The organism is Nocardia arizonensis, assembly GCF_001310275.1.
GTDB lineage: Bacteria > Actinomycetota > Actinomycetes > Mycobacteriales > Mycobacteriaceae > Nocardia > Nocardia arizonensis.
In genome coordinates this window covers 1-21614 of the sequence record NZ_LGYZ01000082.1, presented here as the reverse complement: position 1 = coordinate 21614, position 21614 = coordinate 1, and the positions used below count along the sequence as shown (strand labels likewise).

The window sequence follows — 21614 nt, the reverse complement described above, 5'->3', positions numbered from 1 at the left end:
GCTGGGCGGCCGGGACCACCGGACACCGATCTAGTCGGGTCCGCCGCCGCCACCGGCCTGCGGGAGCGGGATGCGGACCACACGGTCGTCGTTGGGGCCGGGTTGGCCGTCGGTCTTGTTCACCGTGCCGACCCAGAAGCTGCCGTCGGGGCCGAGGGTGGCGCCGCCGAGACGGCCGTACTTGTCCTGGGACAGCAGGCTGGGGGCGGTGGTGACCATATGGGTGTTGGGGTCGACGGTGGCAAGGGCGAGCGCCTTGCCGTCGGTGAGGGCGACTCCGACGCCGTCCACCGCGGCCGCGCAGCCCGCGACGCCGGGGCGGTCGGGCCAGGTCCAGCCGCTTGCGACCACGCCCTGCGGATCGAGGCGCTGCAAGCGGTCCTCGAGCGGGGTGCGGTCGGTGAACCACAGGCTGTCCTTGCCGTCGAAGCACAGGTCGCCCGCGACGCCGATCCCGGACACGGCGACCTCCGGGGCCGCACCGGGGGCGGGGGAGTTGACCCGCAGCAGTTTGCCCGCGAGCGAGGTCGGGGTCGAGGCGAGGCCGGGATTTCCAGCGTCACCGGTCAGCACCATGAGCTGATTCGGGCCGGTCCACTCCAGTGCGCCGTGATTTCCGGTGGCGCCCTTGGGGATTCCGGTGACGATGGCCTTGGGCGAACCGCCCTCGGCGATGCGCACCACCCGGTTGTCGGCGCCGGTGGTGATGTATGCGTAGAGCAGTCCGTCCTCGGCGAAGGTGGGCGAGAGCGCGATATCGCTGAGTCCGCCGTCGGCCGACCCGTCCACGTCGACCTTCGCGACCTCGACCGGCGGGGTGTCGGGATCGACCACCTTGAGGATGCGCCCGGTGCGCCGTTCGGCGACCAGCGCGCCGTCGCCGACGGTGATGATCCCGCCGGTGGTGTCCAGGCAGGTCGCCACCACGGCCGGATCGGGATCGATACACGGCCCGCTGGGGCGGGTGGTCGACGGCGGCGTGGTCGAGGGCCGTTTCGGCTGGGCCGGATTGAAGGTCGGCTCCGGCGTGAACGGACTCGCCGCCGAATCGTCGAACCGGGCGCATCCGGCCACCAGCATCGAGCCGAGCGCCAGACACATCGCGACGCGACCCACGACAACCACACTCATAGCTCAGACGTTACGGAAATACCGCGGCCCGCGCCGCTCCCGGGTGGGGTGTCGGGGTGTCCGCTCGGATCGGCGCCTGCGATTGACACGCCGCGGCGTTTGGGCTGTCGGACCCGACGCCGCGACATAGGGTATGCCCGTGAGTGACAAGCCGAAGGACACATCGGGGCCCGACGCGCCGTCGCCGGGCGAGCAGGAGGCGGCTTCGACAGGCCACGGCGCCCGAAGCCCGTACGACTCGCCGACCGGGGAGCTACCGCGACTCGACCTGGCGAAGGAGCCGGGCAAGGGCGCCGACGTGCCGCGCACCGAGGAGGAACTCGGCCTCGAACCCGACGTGCCGACGGTCGCCGAACACACCGCCGCGACGGGCGGCACGGGCGCGGCAGGCGCGGGTGCGGCGGGAGCGGGTGCGGCCGGTGCGGCCGATGACACCGCCACCGCCCCGTACTCCTACGCCAGCATTCCGCCCGCGGCCGGTCCGCCCGGCGGGCCATCGCGCACCGTGCGCCGCCGCGCTGTCGAAACGCGGCGCGGCACCCTCGATCTCGGTCTGTTCCTGCTTCGGCTCATGATCGGCGGCACCTTCGTCTACCACGGTTTGCAGAAGGCCACCGGCTGGTTCAACGGTGCGGGATTCGACGGCACCCGCGACATGATGATCGAGGGCGGCTGGGACCATGCCACCCTGTCTGCGGTCCTGGTGACCGTCGGCGAACTCGGCGGCGGCGCACTGCTGGTGCTCGGTCTGGCGACGCCGATGGCCGCGGGCGCGGTGCTCGCGGTCATCCTGGACGCGTGGATGTGGAAGCAGGGCATGGTGCCCGGCTTCCAGTACCGCGCGAGTCTGCCCAGCGGAGTCGAATTCGAGAGCGTGCTCGCGGGCGCGGCGACGGTCATCATCCTCACCGGCCCGGGACGCTGGTCGCTTGATCGCAATCGCGGCTGGGCGGTGCGCCCGAGCTATGGGTCGTTCGTCGTACTTTTGCTCGCCATCGCCGCCGCCGTCGGCACCTACTGGTATCTGCACGGCGGGAATCCGCTCACCGGCATCGGTCCCTTCGACTAGTGTCCCCCCGTCATCAGTTCGTTGAATAAACAGGTTGTCGGCTCGCTTGGTGGCGGGCAGGGGCGGTCGGGTGCCGAGGTGGTGTTGACCGACGAGGAGCGGCAGACGCTCGAGCGATGGGCGCGGCGGGCCAAGTCGTCGCAGGCTCTGGCGCAGCGATGTCGAATCGTATTGGGTTGCGCGGCAGGAAATCCAACAGCGAAGTAGCGTCGGAGTCGGGGATATGGCCGCAGACGGTGGGTAAGTGGCGCAACCGGTTCGTGGCACGCAGGCCGGAAGGGTTGGTCGACGAGCCGCGGCCGGGTGCGCCACGCAAGATCACCGGGACACCGGCGCGGCTGTGAACGGCTGTGGACGCGGGAATCTCCCGGCTCCAAGCGGATTCGGCGGATGCTCGAATCAGCCCCGGCGGCGGGTCTGAGCCTTGAATCGCCAGGCCGGTAGGGTGTGCATCGTGACGATACGCGCGAAGATCTGCGGGATCCGGTCCGAGTCGGACTTGCGCATCGCGGTGGATTCAGGGGCCGACGCGATCGGACTCATCAGCGGAGTGACGCATTTCAGCGAGGATGCGCTGGGACCCGATCGAGCGGCGGAACTGTCCATGCGTACACCTCCTTTTGTGACAAGGGTGCTCGTTACGCACCTCGAGGACGCTTCCGAGATCATCGACCTCGCTGATCACATCGGGGTGGACGCTATCCAGGTGCACGGATTGGTGACCGCAGAGACGACACGTGAGGTTCGTACCAGGGCGCGCGGGCGGAAAGTGCTGCGGGCAGTGCACGTGACCGGACCAGATGCGGTCGATGTCGCTGTGCGTGCCGCGTCGGATTGTGATGCTGTCTTGCTGGATTCGCGAACCATTGACCGTCTCGGCGGAACCGGCAAGACCCATGATTGGTCGATCAGCGCACAGATCGTGGGCGCGTTGAAAGAGTCGGACTGCCGTGTGATCCTCGCGGGAGGCCTCAACTCCGCCAATGCGGCCGAAGCGATCGCTGCGGTTGCACCGCATGGTATCGACGTCAACAGTGGGGTCGAGACCCCCAATGGAGACAAGGACGCACTCGCGTGCGCGGCTTTCGTAGCTGCCGCGCATCAGGCGTCGAGCCGGAGCGGAGCTGAACAGCCACGGCCGTGAGCACCAAACCCCCGGCCAACAGGGTGGTGGGTGTGATTCGTGTGCTGGTCAGCAGCGCCCCGACGACGGAGGCGGCGACGGCCTCGTTCAACCCGATGATTCCAGCGGTCGTCGCATCCAGCGTTTTCAGTGCCCACCAGTAGAGAGCAAATCCGGGGCCCAGAGCAAACGCGCCTACTGCGATCAAGTGGATAGTCGCAGAATATGAAGGCGGCTTGGAGACCATCATGGGCAGACAGAACCCCGCCGCGATCAGAAGCTGCAGGCCGGCCGAGGCCATGGTCGGTCGGCCCGCTGCATGCCTGGCCACGAGGGTGACCAGTCCGGCTACGCACGCGGCGCTGGCCACCGCCAAGGCACACCCCGCTCCGATCGCGGCGGCGTCGCCGAGGTCGGATTGTTCGGCGGTCACCAGCAGGATCGCGGTGGACACCAACACCAATTCAATGACAGTCGAGATGTTGAAGCCACGCCGCCCGGTAAGGACCTCGGCCACGATGATGAGCATCGGCGCAGTGAGGTGCAAAGCCACCACCACCGGGAGCGGCCCAAGGCGCAACGCCGCGACATACAGCATAAGGTTCGTCATTTCGAGTATGCCGAGACCGAGATAGAGCCACCTGTCGGCGGCGAGCGTCCGCCACGGGTGATCGCCACGCAAGACGCATACCGCGAGGATCACGAGCGCGCCCCCGGCCGCGACCGGAGCAGCCGCCCCCAGGCTCGGTGCGGAGATCGCGGACATCAAGGCGCTCGAGACACCCCAGAGCGAGGTCGCCGCGACCAAGAGGATGACTGCCCGTCCAGTGCTTGTCACGACAGGAGAAAGGTGACCACCGGAAGCACGACCGCGGTGTAGGCGGCGAACACTGCTGCCGCGATACGTCCGTTCGGGACGGTCGGCAATCGGGTCGAGACGCTGGCGAACGTGCCGGTTGCTATGAAGAGGACGCCCCACACGACCAGTGCGCGGCTGCCGATCTTCCCCAGGTCGTCGGCGAAGCGCACTGCGAGCAGAGCGATCGTCAAACCGGCAGGTCCACCCACTGCCAACAGCGCCGCACCGGCGTGGCTGTTCATCACCATAGGGCGACCTCGGGCGGACAACAGCTGTTGCGCGTCCGCGTGGTGGACGCCATCGGCGCGGCAGACCAGGTCGAAGACCTTTGCTGGATTGATGCTCTCGTTCAGCAGTCCCCGGATGCTCGCCATGGTCTCGAGCGCCTGAGTGGTGGCGTATGAAGTGACGAAACCGGAAGCCGAGGTTCTGAAGCCTCCTCTGTGCGCGTGGCGCTGAGCGGTCTCCTGCAGATCCAGCAGTTCCGCCAGAGCCTGTCGTACTGCGGGATCGAAGAGCGTTCGCTGGTCCGCGGCCACGACCGCTCCGACGGCGAGATGCAAGGTCAGATGACGCCAGGTGTCGGAGACATCGCCGCGTCGAAACGCCTCCTCCTCGATGCGGGCCTCTTGGCGCCGTAGGCCGTCGAGAAGTCGACCGACCACAAGGTTCCGGGCGCGTTCCAGCCTTTTTCCGCCGAGTGCGGCGATCTCGGGACGTGCGAGTGTTGCAGCCACATGCGCACAGGCGTACAGCGGCTCGATGCGGGGGTCCTGGTCGATCGTGGCCGACACCAGAAAGCCGGTCGCTTTCACAATCGATTGCGCGGCGTTCTCTTCGGTAAGTGCCGGGCTGATGAGAGCCTGTATGGCGGTTGCGGTCGCGGTAATGGATATCGGGCCTGCCTGGCTGGACATACGCCAGCCACCGGTAGCCTGATCTTGTTCCGAGATCAGTGCCTGCCGACACGCGATGGCATCGGGGTCTGCCTGATCGGCCCCAAGGCAGTGCAAAGCGCGTAGTTTCCAGGCTAGGTCGATGGGCGCTTGGAACGGCCAATCATGGCCTTCATAGCGATGCACCACCGCTTGTCGGACCAACATGGAAACCTCGTCCGAGCGGGGAATCTCGTACCCGAGAGCCGCCAGCGCGCACACCACCTCGGCTGTATTCTGCGGATTCGGTGGTACATCGGGCACCCATCCCCAGCCCGCACCGCCGTGCCCGTCGCTGAGCTGGTTGCGATTCATCCATCTGAGCGCGTCGTCGATTCGTTCGTCGAGACTCGACATATCCCCTCCGTGCGCCGCCCCTTGCCGTGATGCTCTGTCGGACAAAGGATTTTGCCAACCATACCAGCGGTCGCGGGCTCGACGAGATGGTCGCGCGCGCCGAGACGAGGCACGCCCCGGTGTTCGCACCGGGGCGTGCTCGTCGTCGTCAGCCGGTCACGGCACGCGCCGGACCGCGCCCTTGTCGGCTGAGGTCGCGAGCGCCGCGTAGGCGCGCAGCGCCGTGGTGACCGGACGGTCGCGGTCGACCGGCTGCCAAGGACGTTCGGAGGCTTCCATTTTCGCGCGTCGCTCGGCCAGCACCGCGTCGTCGACGACGAGCTCGAGCGTGCGGGTCGCGACGTCGATGCGGATACGGTCGCCGTCGTGGACGAGGCCGATCACGCCGCCGCTGGCCGCCTCGGGGGAGATGTGGCCGATGGACAGACCCGAGGTGCCGCCGGAGAAGCGACCGTCGGTGATGAGCGCGCACTGCTTGCCGAGGCCCGCGCCCTTGAGGAAGGCCGTAGGGTGCAGCATCTCCTGCATGCCGGGACCGCCCGCCGGCCCCTCGTAGCGAACGACGATCACGTCACCGGGCTCGATCTTCTTCCCGAGAATGGCCGACACGGCCTCCTCCTGGGATTCGACCACGACGGCGGGCCCTTCGAAGGAGAACAGCTCCTCATCGATGCCCGCCGTCTTGAGGATGGCGCCGTCGGGGGCGATATTGCCGCGCAGCACGACCAGTCCGCCCTCGACGGTGTAGGCGTGCTCGACGTCGCGGACGCAACCCGATGCCGCGTCGGTGTCCAGCGAGGACCAGCGGTTCTCGGTGGAGAACGGTTCGGTGGTGCGCACCCCGCCCGGCGCGGCGTGGAACAGCTCGATCGCCTCGTCGGATGCCTTGCCCGAGCGGATGTCCCAGGTGTCGAGCCATTCGTCGAAGCTCGCGGTGTGCACGGTGGTGACGTCGCCGTCGAGCAGTCCGGCGCGGCGCAGTTCGCCGAGGATGGCCGGAATACCGCCCGCGCGGTGCACATCCTCCATGTGGTAGTCGGAGTTCGGCGACACCTTGGACAGGCACGGCACCCGGCGGCTGATCTCGTCGATGGTGCCGAGATCGAAATCGATCTCGCCCTCCTGTGCCGCGGCGAGGGTGTGCAGCACCGTATTGGTGGAGCCGCCCATCGCCACGTCCAGCGCCATGGCATTGCGGAAGGCCCGTTCGTTCGCGACATTGCGGGGCAGCACCGAGGCGTCGTCCTCGCGGTACCAGCGGTTGGCGATATCGACCACGATCGTGCCCGCGCGCTCGAACAGGGCGCGGCGCGCGGCGTGGGTCGCCAGCGTCGAACCGTTGCCGGGCAGCGCGAGTCCGAGCGCCTCGGTGAGGCAGTTCATCGAATTCGCGGTGAACATGCCCGAGCAGGATCCGCAGGTGGGGCAGGCGCTGCGCTCGACCTCGCCCAGACCGTCCTCGGACACCGCCTGATTCGCGCTGGCCGCGATCGCGGTGATGAGATCGGTGGGTGCCTGGGCGACGCCGCCGACCACGACCGCCTTGCCCGCCTCCATCGGACCGCCGGAGACGAAGACGGTCGGAATGTCGAGGCGCATGGCGGCATTCAGCATGCCGGGGGTGATCTTGTCGCAATTGGAGATGCACACAAGCGCGTCGGCGGTGTGCGCGTTGACCATGTATTCCACCGAGTCGGCGATGATCTCGCGCGAGGGCAGCGAGTAGAGCATGCCGCCGTGGCCCATGGCGATGCCGTCGTCCACGGCGATGGTGTGGAATTCGCGCGGGACACCGCCCGCGGCGCGCACCGATTCCGCGACGATCTCGCCGACGTCCTTGAGGTGCACGTGGCCCGGCACGAACTGGGTGTAGGAGTTCGCGATGGCGACGATCGGCTTGCCGAAATCGGAGTCGGTCATACCCGTGGCACGCCACAGCGCGCGGGCGCCCGCGGCATTGCGGCCGATGGTGGTGGTGCGTGAACGAAGCGGTGGCATGGGTCCTCGATGGGGTCGCTGGGCTGATGTGCGACTGCGCGGAGTTGCCTCGGCGGCCACCCAACGGTACTCCCGGTGTCCGCGGCCCCCGTCGGGGGTGATGCGGCCGTAGGGCGGCGCTCGGTCGGGCGGGACTTCGGCCGTGCGGGACTCGGTGACGGTGGGTGGTCGTCCGCGATCGGTGTCGCCGCGAGGGTGTCGTCGGCGCGGGCGGCCTGCTCGGGCCGTGTCGCCCGAACCGTCTCGGCGGCGCGCGCATCGGAGTGTGTCACCGGGATTCGCGCACCTGTCCGCGGAGTCGTGTCGACTCTATCCGCGCCCGGCCCGTGGGAGGACGCGATCACGGGGCGTGCCGGTGATCAGTCCCGCCGCTGCTCTTCGTCGGTCTCCTCGGCGGCCCGACGAGCGCGGTCCTCGGCCTGCTCGGCGGCGGCGAACGGGTCCGGGATACGGCCGTGGGATGCGGTGATCAGATCGCGCAGTCGGTCGTAGCTCACCGCGGGCAGGGTGAGTTCCGAATCGTCGTCGAGGTGTACCCGCACGAAGCCGCGCTTGGGGATGCGCAAGCCCTTGACCCGCTCCCAGTCCACGTGGCGTGAGCCGAAGACGGTCCGCAGGTCGAGTCCGTTCGCCGAGACGGTGGTCTGCGTGCGCAGCACCCATACGGCTACCCCCAGCGGAAGCACCGGCAGCCCCCACAGGAAGGCGGGCGCTCCTACGAAGAAGAAGAAGACCCCGAGCAGCAGCACGAGCACCCCGAGCAAGGCCAGGCGCGGTACGCGGATGACCTTGGCGGCAGGCGCGGGCCGCTCGGCGGCCGTCGAGCTACCCGTATCCGATCCCTCGGGCGGGGTGTGGGACGATTTAGCCGGTGGCACGGACTGATGCGGTGATGACACACAACCATCCTCGCATCCTGGTGAATGGACACAAGCAACCGCCTGTCCCACATAATGGGACGCACGCAGTCATCTGTTTGACTCTTCGGTTCACTCCCGCTTAACGTCGTGCGCGTGAATCGAAACGAGTTGCTCGTACTCGGCCGGCGCGTCCAGCGTTGAGCCTGACTACCTGAGTCGAATACGTCAGCTCGCGTTGCGACGCGCCACCCTCGATCAGCCATGCGCTGACGGGGGCTTTTTTGTGTTCGGGCGAATGTCCGCACGGGTGCGTCGCATAGGTTCCACCCGTAGCGCCCAGAACAAGCCGCATCAACAGTGTTGTCCGGGGTCTAGTACGAACAGTTAGGAACGAAGACGGTGAGTGCACCAACCGCACGGCCCGGCCCATCGGCCCGCAGGCCCGCGCCTTCGGCGAATCAGCAGGCAGCCCCTGCGAATGCGACGACGGCTACCCGCCGCCAGGTACCGCCCGAGCGGGTCACCGGCGCGCAGTCGGTAGTCCGTTCGCTCGAGGAGCTCGGCGTCGACACGGTCTTCGGCATTCCTGGCGGCGCGATCCTTCCGGTCTACGATCCGCTCTTCGACTCGACCCGGGTGCGCCACGTGCTGGTGCGCCACGAACAGGGCGCGGGTCACGCCGCCACCGGATACGCCCAGGCCACCGGGAAGGTCGGCGTGTGCATGGCGACATCGGGTCCCGGCGCCACCAACCTCGTCACCCCGATCGCCGACGCCCAGATGGACTCGGTGCCGATCGTGGCGATCACCGGGCAGGTCGGTCGCAGCCTGATCGGCACCGACGCCTTCCAGGAGGCCGACATCTCCGGCATCACCATGCCGGTGACCAAGCACAACTTCCTCATCACCGAGGGCGTCGACATCCCGCGCATCATGGCCGAGGCGTTCTACCTGGCCGCCTCGGGACGTCCCGGCGCGGTGCTGGTCGATATACCCAAGGACGTGCTCCAGGGGCAGACCACCTTCAGCTGGCCGCCGGAGATGCGTCTGCCCGGCTACCGTCCGGTGACCAAACCGCACGGCAAGCAGGTGCGCGAGGCGGGCCGCATGATCGCCGAGTCCAAGCAGCCGGTGCTCTACGTCGGCGGCGGCGTCATCAAGGCCGACGCCTCGGCCGAACTGCGGGAACTGGCCGAGCTGACCGGCATCCCGGTGGTCACCACGCTCATGGCGCGCGGCGCCTTCCCCGACAGCCACCACCTCAACATGGGCATGCCGGGCATGCACGGCACCGTCGGCGCGGTCGCGGCATTGCAGAAGGCGGATCTGCTCATCACCCTCGGCGCCCGCTTCGACGACCGCGTGACCGGTCAACTGGATTCCTTCGCTCCCGACGCCAAGGTCATCCACGCCGATATCGATCCCGCCGAGATCGGCAAGAACCGCCACGCGGACGTGCCGATCGTGGGCGACTGCCGCGAAGTCATCATCGAGCTGATCGAGACCCTCAAATCGGATCCGGCCGGATCGCCGAAGCTGGACCTGACCGCCTGGTGGCAGTACCTCGGCGGCATCCGCGACAGCTACCCGCTTGGCTGGACCGCCCCGAGCGACGGCTCGCTGTCGCCGGAGTACGTCATCGAGGCGCTGGGCAGACTCGCCGGACCCGACGCGATCTACTGCGCGGGCGTCGGCCAGCACCAGATGTGGGCCGCGCAGTTCATCAAGTACGAGAAGCCGCGCACCTGGCTCAATTCCGGCGGTCTCGGCACCATGGGCTACGCCGTACCGGCCGCGATGGGCGCCAAGATGGGCGCGCCGGAGCGGGAAGTGTGGGCGGTCGACGGCGACGGCTGCTTCCAGATGACCAACCAGGAACTGGCCACCTGCGCGGTGGAGGGCGTGCCGATCAAGGTCGCGCTGATCAACAACGGCAATCTCGGCATGGTCCGCCAGTGGCAGACCCTGTTCTACGAGCAGCGCTATTCCAACACCGATCTCGGCACGCACACCCTTCGCATCCCCGATTTCGTGAAACTGGCCGAGGCGCTGGGCTGCTACGGCATCCGCGTGGAGAAGGAGCAGGAAGTCGAGGCCGCGATCCGCGAGGCGCAGTCCATCAACGACCGCCCCGTGGTGATCGACTTCATCGTCGGCAAGGACGCACAGGTGTGGCCGATGGTCGCCGCGGGCACCAGCAACGACGAGATCATGGCCGCGCGCGGCATCCGTCCGCTGTTCGATGACGACGAGCAGGCCGCCGAGCCCGCCGTCATCCACGAGGCGCTCGGACAGAACAGGGATCATGCCGCCGATCGGGCAGGCGCCGAACAGAACCGGGGGAACGAATGAGCACCACCCACACGCTGAGCGTTCTCGTCGAGGACAAGCCGGGCGTGCTGGCGCGGGTCGCGAGCCTGTTCTCGCGGCGTGGCTTCAATATCGAATCGCTGGCAGTCGGCGGCACCGAACTGCCGGAAATCTCGCGGATGACCATCGTGGTCACCGTGGAGGACCTGCCTTTGGAGCAGGTCACCAAACAGCTCAACAAGCTGGTGAACGTCATCAAGATCGTGGAGCAGGACGCCGACGCCTCGGTGGCCCGCGAGCTGATCCTGGTGAAGGTGCGCGCCGACGCGAGCGTGCGCACCCAGGTGATCGAGGCCGTGACCCTGTTCCGGGCCAAGGTCATCGACGTGTCACCGGACGCGCTCACCGTCGAGGCCACCGGCACCCGGTCCAAGCTCGACGCGCTGCTGCGCATGCTCGAACCGTACGGAATCCGTGAGATCGTCCAGTCGGGCGTCGTCGCGGTGGGACGCGGACCGAAGTCCATCACCGCGACCCGATAAGGGCCACGGCACAACACAACCCAACAAACAATCACCGGACCCGAGTCCGGTGTTCCCCGCCGCCGGCGGGGATGATCCCCCGGAAGGAACCACTGTGGCAGTCGAGATGTTCTACGACGACGACGCCGATCTGTCGATCATCCAGGGCCGCAAGGTCGCCGTCATCGGTTACGGCAGCCAGGGCCACGCGCATTCGCTGAGCCTGCGCGACTCGGGTGTCGAGGTACGCGTCGGTCTGGCCGAGGGGTCGAAGTCGCGTCCGAAGGCCGAGGAGGCGGGCCTGACCGTCGGCACCCCGGCCGAGGTGTCGGAGTGGGCCGACGTGATCATGGTGCTGGCGCCCGACACCGCGCAGGCGTCCATCTTCACCAATGACATCGAGCCGAATCTGAAGGACGGCGACGCGCTGTTCTTCGGCCACGGTCTGAACATCCACTTCGGACTGATCAAGCCCCCGGCCAATGTCACCATCGGCATGGTCGCCCCGAAGGGCCCGGGTCACCTGGTGCGTCGTCAGTTCGTCGACGGCAAGGGCGTCCCGGCCCTGATCGCCGTCGACCAAGACCCGAAGGGCGAGGGTCAGGCGCTGGCGCTGTCCTACGCCAAGGGGATCGGCGGCACCCGCGCGGGCGTCATCAAGACCACCTTCAAGGAGGAGACCGAGACCGACCTGTTCGGTGAGCAGGCCGTATTGTGCGGTGGCACCGAGGAACTGGTCAAGACCGGTTTCGAGGTCATGGTCGAGGCCGGTTACGCCCCGGAGATGGCCTACTTCGAGGTGCTGCACGAGCTGAAGCTGATCGTCGACCTCATGTACGAGGGCGGCATCGCGCGCATGAACTACTCGGTGTCCGACACCGCGGAGTTCGGTGGCTACCTGTCGGGTCCGCGCGTCATCGACGCCGACACCAAGAAGCGCATGCAGGACATCCTCAAGGACATCCAGGACGGCAGCTTCGTCAAGCGGCTGGTCGCCAATGTCGAGGGCGGCAACAAGGAGCTCGAGGCGCTGCGCAAGCAGAACGCCGAGCACCCCATCGAGGTCACCGGCGCTAAGCTGCGCGCCCTGATGAGCTGGGTGGATCGCCCGATCACCGAAACCGCCTGACTCGCGGTGTGATTACCGATGGCCCGCCCGAACTCGGAGCGGGCCATCGGCGTTCGCCGGACGGCTAGCTGCTGCCGAACAGGCCGTGCGGGAGGTGGAAGTGCCACGGATTGTGCCACGGGCCGTGGCGGTCCCATGGATCGCGGTCGTGGCGCACCCTGCCGCCGCAGGTCCGACCGCTGTCCGCGAACCCGGGCGGTTATGATCTTCGACCATGTCGTCGGATGCGGGGGCGGCGCCGTCGGCCCGGATGATCGATCTGTTCGCGGGCCCGGGCGGCCTCGATGTCGCCGCGCGGTGGCTCGGCATCCCGGTCACCGGCGTCGAATGGGACGACAATGCCGTCGCGACCCGCGACGCCGCCGACCTGTCGACCATCCGCGCGGATGTGCGCGATCTCGGCCCGGAACTGTTCCCGGAGGCCACCGTGCTCGCGGGCGGCCCGCCATGTCAGACGTTCTCGGTGGCCGGATCGGGTGTCGGGCGCCAGGCATTGGACGAGGTGCTGCGATTCGTCGAGCGCATGGGCGCGGGCGATCGATCCGTGCGGGTCGAGTTGAAGAAGTTGCGTGACGAGCGCACCGGACTCGTGCTCGAACCGCTGCGTTGGGCACTGGACGCCATGGATGTGCACGGCAGGCCCTACGAGGTGATCGTGCTCGAACAAGTGCCCGCCGTACTCCCGGTGTGGCAGCGCGTGGGCGCGGTGCTGGCCGCGCGCGGCTACCGCTTCCACGCCGATATCCTGCGCACCGAACAGTTCGGCGTCCCGCAGACCCGCAGGCGCGCGATCCTCATCGCCCACCTGCGTCGGCAGCCGCGACTGCCCCGGGCCACCCACCGGAGCTTCCGGCCGGGCGCGGCGGTCGCGGCGCGCGACACCGATCTGGCGGATTGGCGACCGCAGGGACCGCTGCTCGCTCCGGGCCGGGAATTCGTCGTCGTCTCCAACTACGGCACCGGCGGCGATCCCAAGGCGCGCGGCCGTCGCCGCCACGACGAACCCGCCTACACGGTCACCGGCAAGGTCTCCCGCAACCGCATGGTGACCGCGCGGGGCGACTACATCCGCCACCTCGACATCCGAGACGCGGGACGGCTCCAGACCTTCCCGCCCGACTATCCGTGGTCGGGCAGCGATATCGCCCAGCAGATCGGCAATGCCATCCCGCCCCGGCTCGCGGTCCAGGTACTGGCGCGCGCCGTCTTCGACCGCGATCCCGATCCGCACGCCCTCGACGCCGTGGTATCGGGCAAGTGGGACACCTACCGCGAGGGATGTCGGGACGCGCTACTCGGACCGGGGGCGCGACTGTCCGACCCTCTCGCAGGCGACCCGCAATTCGCCGAGCACTGGTCGGCCACACCGTAGTGGCTTCCGCCCGTTGCGAACGCCCGTGGTGATCGGGACATTCGGCGTCGATCCGCCGTGCCTGTCACGCCTGCGGCGCCACCTCCGCGACCAGGACCGGCCGTCGCTCCCGCCGCGATGTCTCGCATGCCTCGGCGACACGGAACGCCTCGAGCGCGGCGTCGGGCGTACACGGATTGGCCATGGCATCGGTGGCGACCGCCACGAAGGCGATCAGTTCCTCCACGTAGGCGCGATGGAAGCGGTCGAGGAAGGTCGGATACGGGGGCAAGGCGGGTCCGTCGCGGCCGGGTTCGGCGGAGTGCAGCGGGGTGCGCTCGTCCAGGCCGACGACGATATTCGACCGCGCGCCGAGCACTTCGAGGCGGACGTCGTAGCCCGCGCCGTTGTGGCGGGTCAGCGACACCGTGACCAGGGTGTCGTCGTCGAGGGTCAGGATCACCGCGGCGCTGTCGACATCGTCGCAGGCCGCGAACATCGGATCACCGCCGCGGCCACGGGCGTACACCTCGACGATCGCGCGGCCGGTGACCCAGCCGACGATATCGAAATCGTGGACGCCGCAGTCGCGGAAGAGTCCGCCCGAGCGGGTGAGATAGTCCGCGGGCGGCGGGGCCGGGTCCAGCGTGGTGGCGCGCAGGGCGTGCAGCCGACCGAGTTCGCCGGAGTCGACGGCGGCGCGCGCGGCCCGGTAGCCCTCGTCGAATCGGCGCTGGAATCCGACCTGCACCGGCACGGTCGATGCCCGCAGTCTGTTCACCACGGCCAGCGTGCCCGCCAGATCGGCCGCCAGCGGCTTCTCGCAGAACACCGGAATTCCACGCTCGACGGCGCGCAGGACCAGATCGGGATGGGTATCGGTGGGGGTGGCGACGACGACGCCGGTCGGTTCGGCCGCGAGTAGGGCGTCGAAATCCGCGACCGCCTCCGCGCCGAGTTCGGCGGCGACGGATTCGGCGCGATCGGGGTCGGCATCGGTCAGCAGCAGCCGGTCGACCTGTGGCAGGCACGCCAGCGTCGCGGCGTGCGTGGCGCCTATGCGGCCGGTGCCCGCCACGGCGAGAGTGACCGTTCGAGCCGATGTCATCGAATGAGCCTCCTGCGGATTCGATTGTCCGGCGCGCGAATTCGCGAAGGACGTGGGTCGCGCCATCCCGCCTCCGCTCTCGGCCCGGTGACCTTCGCCGTGACGGAGGTTACAAGTTCGGCGAGTACGGATCAACAGAGGCGCCGATCGGTCGAAACACCCATTCGAAATCCGGCGCGCGACCAAGCATGAACGATGTTTCCGCAGGTAGACGGGGGTGAACCGCCGATGGTGCGACCCTTGACACCCGATGGCCCCCGTTACATAGTTGGAGCGCTCCGATACGGGCGCACCGTCACCTCGAAGGCCGGAGAGACCGATGAGCGAAGCCCTCCACCCGCCGCCGCGCATCGCCGCGGCGCCGATCTCGTGGGGGGTGTGCGAGGTGCCGGGCTGGGGCGCCGTGCTCGACGCGCCGACCGTGCTCGCGGAGATGGCCGCACTCGGGATCACCGCCACCGAATTCGGTCCGCCCGGGTATCTGCCGCACGATCCCGGCGAGATCCGCGCACTGCTCGGCCGCTACGGCATCAGGGGTATCGGCGGCTTCCTCGCCCATGCCCTGCACACCGACCCCGCCGCCGCCGTCGAGACCGCCCGGATCACCATCGACCGTTACGCCGCCGCGGGCGCGGAGGTCCTGGTACTCGCCGCCGCCACCGGGGCCGAGGGCTACGACGCGCGCGCGGCGCTGTCGGAATCCGAATGGCGGACCCTGCTCGCCACCGCCGCCACCATCGCCGAGCTCGCCGCCGACCGCGGACTGCGCACGGTGATGCATCCGCATGTGGGCACCCATATCGAAACCGAAAGTCAGATCGAGCGATTCCTCGCCGACTCCCCGATGGAACTGTGCCTGGACACCGGCCACATCCTCGTGGGTGGCGGCGATCCGGTGCGCTCGGTCCGCCGCTACGCCGACCGCGTCGGCCACGTCCACCTCAAGGACGTCCGCGCCGCGGTGCTCGCGGAGGTCGGCGCGGGCACGATCACCTACACCGAGGCCGTGCGCCGGGGACTGTACGCGCCTCTCGGCGCGGGCGACATCGATATCGCCGCACTGCTGACGGCGCTGCGCGATAGCGGATACGGCGGCTGGTACGTCGTCGAGCAGGACACCGCGTTGCGCCCCGGCGAGTCCGCCCGCGAACCCAGCCGTGCCGCGGCCCGCAGCCTCGAACATCTCGCGCGCCTGCTCGTCGCGACCCGCAGCTGGGTCCAAGCATGAACGACCAGCCGGAGGTGCTGACCGTCGGACGCGTCGGGGTCGATCTGTATCCGCAGCAGAGCGGCGTACCGCTGGCCGAGGTCGCGAGTTTCGCGAAGTCGCTCGGCGGCACCGCCACCAATGTCGCGGTGGCCGCGGCGCGGCTCGGCAGGCGCAGCGCGGTACTGACCAAGGTCGGCCCCGACGGATTCGGCGACTACGTGCGCACGGCGCTCGAGACCTTCGGCGTCGCGGCGCGTTACGTCGGCACCGCGCCGAATCTACTGACCCCCGTGGTCTTCTGCGAGCTCACTCCGCCCACCGATCCGCCGCTGCTGTTCTATCGCGCCCCCATCGCCCCGGATCTCACGCTCACCGCCGCGGACGTGCCATGGGATGTCGTGGATTCGGTTCCGCTGCTGTGGGTCACCGGCACCGGCGTGAGCGTCGAACCCGCGCGCGAGACCCAGCGCGCGATCCTGCGCCGCCGTGGCCGCCGCGATCACACCGTCCTCGATCTGGACTACCGGCCCATGTTCTGGTCGGCGGAGTCGACCGCACGCGCGCGGATCGCCGAGCTGATCGAGTGGGTGAGCGTGGTGGTGGGCAATCGCGAGGAGATGCGCGTGGTCGTCGGCACCGCCGACCCGGAGGCGGCCGCGGACCGGCTGCTGGCCGCGGGTGTGCGCCTCGCGGTGGTCAAATGCGGGGCCGACGGTGTCCTGATCGCCACCGCCGAGGAACGGTGCACGGTGCCCGCGCACCCGGTCGAGGTCGTGTGCGGGCTCGGAGCGGGCGACGGATTCGGCGGCGCGCTGGTGCACGGACTGCTCGCGGGCTGGCCGCCCCGGCGGCTGGCCGCCTACGCCAATGCCGCGGGCGCGCTGGTGGCCGGGCGGCTGGCCTGCGCCGACGCCATGCCGACCCGTGAGCAGATCGAACGGTTGCTCGCCGTCGATCCCGCGACCATGCGCCCGGAGATCCGGGAGCGGGCCCGATGAACCCGCACCGGCGCGCGGGCTCGCTGCGGGTTGGCGCGGATCCGGTCGTGCTGACCGCGCCGGAGGCCGGGTGGTCCTATGCGGGACTGCGGGTGCTCGACACCCCCGCGGGCGGCTCGCGCACCGTGCGCACCGGCGAGTACGAGGCGTTCGTGCTGCCGTTGGCCGGATCGGGCACGGTCGAGGTCGACGGCGAGCGCTTCGCGTTGCGCGGCCGGGATTCGGTTTTCACCAGGGTCAGCGATTTCGCGTACGTGCCGCGCGATGCCGAGGTCACCGTGTCCAGCGCGCGCGGACTGCTCGCCGCACTGCCCATGGCGCGCTGCGAGCGCAGGCTCGCGCCGAGGTACGGTCCGGCCGAGGAGGTTCCGGTGGAGGTGCGCGGCGCGGGGCAGGCCACCCGCCAGGTCACCAATTTCGGCGTGCCCGGTGTCTGGGAGCACGCCGACCGGCTCATCGCCTGCGAACTCCTCACTCCCGACGGCAACTGGTCCTCGTATCCGCCGCACAAACACGACGAGCTGAGCGCCTGCGAGGTCGTCAACGAGGAGATCTACTACTTCCGCATCGCGGGCGGCGACGCGATAACGCCATCGGACGAGGGTTTCGGTCTGCACCGGACCTACACCACCGACGGCACACTCGACGAGACCGTCACGGTGCGCGACGGCGACGTATTCCTCATCCCGCGCGGCTACCACGGTCCGTGCGTCGCCGCGCCCGGCTATTCGATGTACTACCTCAATGTGCTCGCCGGTCCGGGGGAGCGGTCCATGGCCTTCTGCGACGATCCGGCGCACGCGTGGGTGCGCGCGAGCTGGGACGGCCGCGCCAAGGATCCGCGGTGTCCGGTCACCGATCACCGGGGTCGGCGATGAACGCCGCGCACGAGGGGGGCGCGCCGTGCGGTTGACGACGGCGCAGGCCCTGGTCGCCTGGCTGATCGCCCAGCGCTCGGAAACCGTGGACGGGCGCGAGGTCGCGCTGTTCCCCGCCGTATTCGCCATCTTCGGCCACGGCAACGTCCTCGGACTCGGCACCGCACTGCACGAACGGCGCGCGGAACTGCCGGTCTGGCGCGGTCACACCGAACAGGGCATGGCGCTGGCCGCGGTCGGCTACGCCAAGGCCGTACACCGCAGGCAGGTCGGGGTGGTGACCTCCTCCATCGGACCCGGCGCGACGAATATGGCGACTGCCGCGGGTGTCGCGCACGCCAACCGGCTGCCCCTGCTGCTGCTCCCGGGCGACACCTTCGTCGGGCGCGCGCCCGATCCGGTGCTGCAACAGGTCGAGCACTTCGGCGACGCGACGGCCACCGCCAATGACGTGCTTCGCCCGGTGAGCCGCTATTTCGACCGGATCACCCGCCCGGAACAGCTCATGGCGACGCTGCCGCAGGTCGCCGCCGTGCTCACCGATCCGGCCGCGACCGGCCCGGTGACCCTCGCCCTGCCCCAGGACGTCCAGGTCGAGACCTTCGACTTCCCCGATGACCTATTCGCGCCGGTGCGTCATCTTGTTCCCCGCCCGCGCGCCGACACGGGCGAACTGGCCGCGGCCACGGCGATCCTGCGCGCTTCGCGTCGCCCGCTGCTGATCCTGGGCGGTGGCGTCCGGTATGCCGATGCCGGTGCCGTCGCGCTGGAATTCGCCGAACGGCACGATATGCCGGTCGCCGAGACCACCGCCGGTCGCACCCTGGTACCGCACGGACACCGGCTGTACGCGGGTCCGCTCGGAGTCACCGGTTCCGCGTCGGCGAACGAGCTGGCGGGCGCGGCCGACACCGTGCTCGCGGTCGGCACCCGCCTCCAGGATTTCACCACCGCGTCCTGGTCGGTCTTCGCTCCCGATGTCGCGATCGTGACCGTCAACACCGCCCGCTTCGACGCGGTGAAGCACGGCGCGACGGCCGTGGTGGGCGACGCCGCGGTGACCCTGCCGCAACTCTCGCCGTCCGGGTGGCGCGCCGATCCCGAGTGGACCGCGCGGACGGCGCGGCTGCGCGCGGACTGGGACGCGCGCGTCGACGAACTCCGCGCGCCGCGGGCCGAGGTGACGTACGCGCAGGTCGTCGGCGTGGTCAATGAGTCGAGCGGCCCGCACGATTACGTCATGACGGCCTCGGGCGGACTGCCGGGTGAACTGGTCGGCGGCTGGCGCGCCACCGGCGGTCCTCCCACGATGGACGTCGAATACGGATTCTCCTGTATGGGCTACGAGTTGGCGGGCGCCTGGGGTGCGGCGATGGCGCGCACCGACGGGGTGGTCACCACGCTGCTCGGCGACGGTTCCTATCTGATGCTGAACTCGGAGCTGTTCTCCGCGGCGTTCGCGGGCCACGGCTTCGTCGCGGTGGTGTGCGACAACGACGGCTACGCGGTCATAGCGAGACTGCAACAGGGGCAGGGGGGCGCGCCTTTCAACAATTTCTACGCCGATTGTCGGACCGTGCACGCCGCGCCGCCGCGCGTGGATTTCGCCGCCCACGCGCGGGCATTGGGTTGCGCGGCCGTCACGGTTTCCGGAATCGACGAATTCCGCGACGGCTACGCGTGGGCGCGGGCCACCGCGGTCGCCGAGTCCCGGCCGTCGGTGGTCGTCGTGCGCACCGCGGCGCACGGCTGGACCGAGACCGGGGCCTGGTGGGAAGTCGGTGTGCCCCAACACCTTTGTGGGCGGTCCGAGCAGGAGGCGGGCAAGGCGGCGCAGCTGCGCCTGCTGCGACGGTGATGATGGCGGGAATCCGCCGCGTCGGGCGGTCGGGGTGGGAGTTCGCACGCAAAATCCGGTGCTGGAGGAGGGATAGCTCACAGTAACCACCACCGGATGTGGAGGAATTCACCGAATCGTGGCATCGTTGATCTACGAGACCAGGACATCCCGTTGTCAGAATCTGGCTCGTCTACAGAAAGTATGAAATGGCTCAAGGCATTGTGAAGTGGTTCAACAGCGAGAAGGGCTTCGGCTTCATCGCGCAAGACGGCGGAGGTCCCGACGTCTTCGTGCACTACTCGGCTGTTAGCGGCGCAGGTTTCCGTTCCCTCGACGAGGGACAGCGCGTGGAGTTCGAGATCGGCCAGGGTCAGAAGGGACCGCAGGCCCAGGATGTTCGCGTCCTCTGATCGCTAGGCCGCGTTCTCTGATCGCGACCAGGCTTCGACGGCCCCCGCACCACATGGTGCGGGGGCCGTTGTCATTTCCGATCAGCCCCGCTCGCCGGAACTGGCGGATCGCGTCCGAGCCACGCGCATCCTCCAGGAACCCGCAGTCGGCGGTGCCCTTCGACGTCGAGTTCGCGCCCATGCCACCATTGTTCGATCGGGCGGGGTCGCGGCAGGCGGCGGTGCGGGCACGGAGGAAGCGCGAGGCATGGTCCACGGCACGGTGAAGTGGTTCGACACCGAGAAGGGTTTCGGATTCATCGAACAGGACGGCGAGGGCGCCGACGTCTTCGTCGACTATCGGGAGCTAGAGGGTTCCGGATTCCGGGCTCTCACGGCGGGGCAGCGCGTGCAGTTCGAACTGCGTCAGGTGAAGGCCGGACCGGAGGCTCTTAAGGTCCGCGTCGTCGGCTGACGCGCGGCATCGGGCCGCCGCGGTGTGGGTCGCCGTGGCGGCCCGATGCTGTCCCCGGCGCGTCTCCGATGGCGCCGTTCGCGCCTATCACCGATCGATAACTTCGGATCGCGACCCCCGATTATCGGGGGCACAACCTAGGTTCGTCAGATGTCCGAATATCGCTAGAAACGCTGGCGTAAATGCCGACTACCTCCGCATTCAAGGCTGAACATCAGAGTTTTCCAATATTTCGATCGATTGACGGCCGTGACCGATCGACCGGTGCGACACCGGGTCATATCTGCTGGTAGAGGCATGTTTATTCGATACGCGAGCCCCTAATTCCGGTGTCTCGGGCGACGCTCGATCCGATAATGTGTGCCGCATCACTCTTCAGGGGAATTCCGTAACCGAATTCGAAGACCCGCCGATGTGCCCTGTGTCGGCCGGTTCGGTCGACACAATTTATCGACGAGAAGGAATTCTTATGATCCCCGTTATCATCGACACCGGTTCCGCCGCGCTGAACGGCCTGCTGAGCACCGCGGGCGCCGCCCTGCACGGCATCATCGACACCCTGTGGACGGGATCGTTCGGTCGTTGATCGGCGGCCCGCCTAGGGCGGACGACTTCGGATGGCCTCGTACCCGGGTGCGAGGCCATCCGCGCGTCACGGCACTGACGGCGGGTGCCCACCGGGGGGAAGACGGTTTCGAAACCGCGCCGACTAAGCTGGTCGGCGGTAATTGCCGACCTCTCCCCAGGAGTACCCCACAGTGAGCCAAGCAGGCCGTCCCGTAGTCCTGATCGCCGACAAGCTCGCCCAGTCGACCGTCGACGCGCTCGGTGACGGAGTCGAGGTTCGGTGGGTCGACGGTCCCGACCGCCCGGCGCTGCTCGCCGCGGTCCCCGAGGCCGACGCGCTGCTCGTGCGCTCCGCCACCACGGTGGACGCCGAAGTGCTCGAGGCCGGGAAGAACCTCAAGATCGTGGCCCGCGCGGGCGTCGGCCTCGACAACGTCGACGTGCCCGCCGCGACCGAACGCGGCGTCATGGTTGTCAACGCGCCAACCTCGAACATCCACACCGCG

Annotated in this window: 19 protein-coding genes and 1 pseudogene; 14 read left to right on the top strand and 6 right to left on the bottom strand. The window is 68.8% G+C overall.

What is annotated here, in order from left to right; translation table 11 throughout:
• Nucleotides 1–30 precede the first annotated feature (30 nt).
• Nucleotides 31–1131 (bottom strand): PQQ-dependent sugar dehydrogenase, encoded by a 1101-nt coding sequence (locus tag APZ21_RS17860; protein ID WP_054814471.1) that lies wholly within the window; start codon nt 1129–1131, stop codon nt 31–33.
• 139 nt (nt 1132–1270) lie between these two features.
• Here APZ21_RS17860 and APZ21_RS17855 point away from each other — a divergent pair, with 139 nt between their 5' ends.
• The 3 genes from APZ21_RS17855 to APZ21_RS33075 all read left to right on the top strand — a co-directional run bounded on the left by APZ21_RS17855 (nt 1271) and on the right by APZ21_RS33075 (nt 3344).
• Nucleotides 1271–2200, top strand: coding sequence for a DoxX family protein (locus tag APZ21_RS17855; RefSeq protein WP_054814501.1), 930 nt, complete (start codon nt 1271–1273; stop codon nt 2198–2200).
• Between the two features lie 116 nt (nt 2201–2316).
• Nucleotides 2317–2544, top strand: a complete 228-nt coding sequence (locus APZ21_RS35140; protein ID WP_307586749.1) for a helix-turn-helix domain-containing protein — start codon at nt 2317–2319, stop codon at nt 2542–2544.
• Nucleotides 2545–2654: 110 nt separating this feature from the next.
• Complete coding sequence (locus APZ21_RS33075) at nt 2655–3344, top strand: phosphoribosylanthranilate isomerase (protein ID WP_239476692.1); 690 nt, start codon at nt 2655–2657, stop codon at nt 3342–3344.
• Here the strand turns inward: APZ21_RS33075 and APZ21_RS17845 are convergent.
• The 4 genes from APZ21_RS17845 to APZ21_RS17830 form a co-directional block, all read right to left on the bottom strand.
• A complete protein-coding gene (locus tag APZ21_RS17845; RefSeq protein ID WP_156371155.1) occupies nt 3229–4131 on the bottom strand; it encodes a DMT family transporter in 903 nt (300 codons plus the stop codon). The genes APZ21_RS33075 and APZ21_RS17845 overlap by 116 nt on opposite strands.
• A 26-nt stretch (nt 4132–4157) precedes the next feature.
• A complete protein-coding gene (locus APZ21_RS17840; protein WP_054814468.1) occupies nt 4158–5474 on the bottom strand; it encodes a prenyltransferase/squalene oxidase repeat-containing protein in 1317 nt (438 codons plus the stop codon).
• Between the two features lie 156 nt (nt 5475–5630).
• Nucleotides 5631–7472: a dihydroxy-acid dehydratase gene (gene ilvD, locus APZ21_RS17835; RefSeq protein WP_054814467.1), complete on the bottom strand. Its 1842-nt coding sequence runs from the start codon at nt 7470–7472 to the stop codon at nt 5631–5633.
• Nucleotides 7473–7831: 359 nt separating this feature from the next.
• A complete protein-coding gene (locus APZ21_RS17830; protein WP_156371154.1) occupies nt 7832–8371 on the bottom strand; it encodes a PH domain-containing protein in 540 nt (179 codons plus the stop codon).
• A 360-nt stretch (nt 8372–8731) separates the two neighbouring features.
• Here APZ21_RS17830 and APZ21_RS17825 point away from each other — a divergent pair, with 360 nt between their 5' ends.
• The 4 genes from APZ21_RS17825 to APZ21_RS17810 all read left to right on the top strand — a co-directional run bounded on the left by APZ21_RS17825 (nt 8732) and on the right by APZ21_RS17810 (nt 13664).
• Nucleotides 8732–10684, top strand: coding sequence for an acetolactate synthase large subunit (locus tag APZ21_RS17825; protein ID WP_054814466.1), 1953 nt, complete (start codon nt 8732–8734; stop codon nt 10682–10684).
• Nucleotides 10681–11184, top strand: a complete 504-nt coding sequence (ilvN, locus tag APZ21_RS17820) for an acetolactate synthase small subunit (RefSeq protein WP_054814465.1) — start codon at nt 10681–10683, stop codon at nt 11182–11184. Before APZ21_RS17825 ends, ilvN begins: the two co-directional genes overlap by 4 nt.
• A gap of 106 nt (nt 11185–11290) precedes the next feature.
• Nucleotides 11291–12292, top strand: coding sequence for a ketol-acid reductoisomerase (gene ilvC / locus APZ21_RS17815; protein WP_174553568.1), 1002 nt, complete (start codon nt 11291–11293; stop codon nt 12290–12292).
• Nucleotides 12293–12506: 214 nt separating this feature from the next.
• On the top strand, nt 12507–13664 hold the full coding sequence (locus tag APZ21_RS17810; protein WP_082393207.1) for a DNA cytosine methyltransferase: 1158 nt from the start codon (nt 12507–12509) through the stop codon (nt 13662–13664).
• Nucleotides 13665–13728: 64 nt separating this feature from the next.
• On the opposite strand, the gene APZ21_RS17805 is transcribed toward APZ21_RS17810, so the two are convergent.
• Complete coding sequence (locus APZ21_RS17805) at nt 13729–14751, bottom strand: Gfo/Idh/MocA family protein (protein ID WP_156371153.1); 1023 nt, start codon at nt 14749–14751, stop codon at nt 13729–13731.
• A gap of 319 nt (nt 14752–15070) precedes the next feature.
• Between APZ21_RS17805 and APZ21_RS17800 the strand changes: the two genes are divergently transcribed.
• From APZ21_RS17800 to APZ21_RS17770, 7 genes and pseudogenes are all read left to right on the top strand, one after another.
• Nucleotides 15071–15979, top strand: a complete 909-nt coding sequence (locus APZ21_RS17800; protein WP_054814464.1) for a TIM barrel protein — start codon at nt 15071–15073, stop codon at nt 15977–15979.
• On the top strand, nt 15976–16959 hold the full coding sequence (gene iolC, locus APZ21_RS17795; RefSeq protein WP_054814463.1) for a 5-dehydro-2-deoxygluconokinase: 984 nt from the start codon (nt 15976–15978) through the stop codon (nt 16957–16959). The genes APZ21_RS17800 and iolC overlap by 4 nt, the downstream gene beginning before the upstream one ends.
• Complete coding sequence (gene iolB / locus APZ21_RS17790) at nt 16956–17837, top strand: 5-deoxy-glucuronate isomerase (RefSeq protein ID WP_054814462.1); 882 nt, start codon at nt 16956–16958, stop codon at nt 17835–17837. Before iolC ends, iolB begins: the two co-directional genes overlap by 4 nt.
• A 25-nt stretch (nt 17838–17862) precedes the next feature.
• Nucleotides 17863–19695, top strand: coding sequence for a 3D-(3,5/4)-trihydroxycyclohexane-1,2-dione acylhydrolase (decyclizing) (gene iolD / locus APZ21_RS17785; RefSeq protein ID WP_054814461.1), 1833 nt, complete (start codon nt 17863–17865; stop codon nt 19693–19695).
• Nucleotides 19696–19883: 188 nt separating this feature from the next.
• Nucleotides 19884–20087: a cold-shock protein gene (locus APZ21_RS17780; RefSeq protein ID WP_054814460.1), complete on the top strand. Its 204-nt coding sequence runs from the start codon at nt 19884–19886 to the stop codon at nt 20085–20087.
• A 247-nt stretch (nt 20088–20334) separates the two neighbouring features.
• The gene (locus APZ21_RS17775) at nt 20335–20541 is read left to right on the top strand and encodes a cold-shock protein (protein ID WP_054814459.1); all 207 of its coding nucleotides are present in this window, start codon (nt 20335–20337) and stop codon (nt 20539–20541) included.
• A 758-nt stretch (nt 20542–21299) separates the two neighbouring features.
• Nucleotides 21300–21614, top strand: a pseudogene (locus tag APZ21_RS17770) (phosphoglycerate dehydrogenase); the annotation flags it as partial.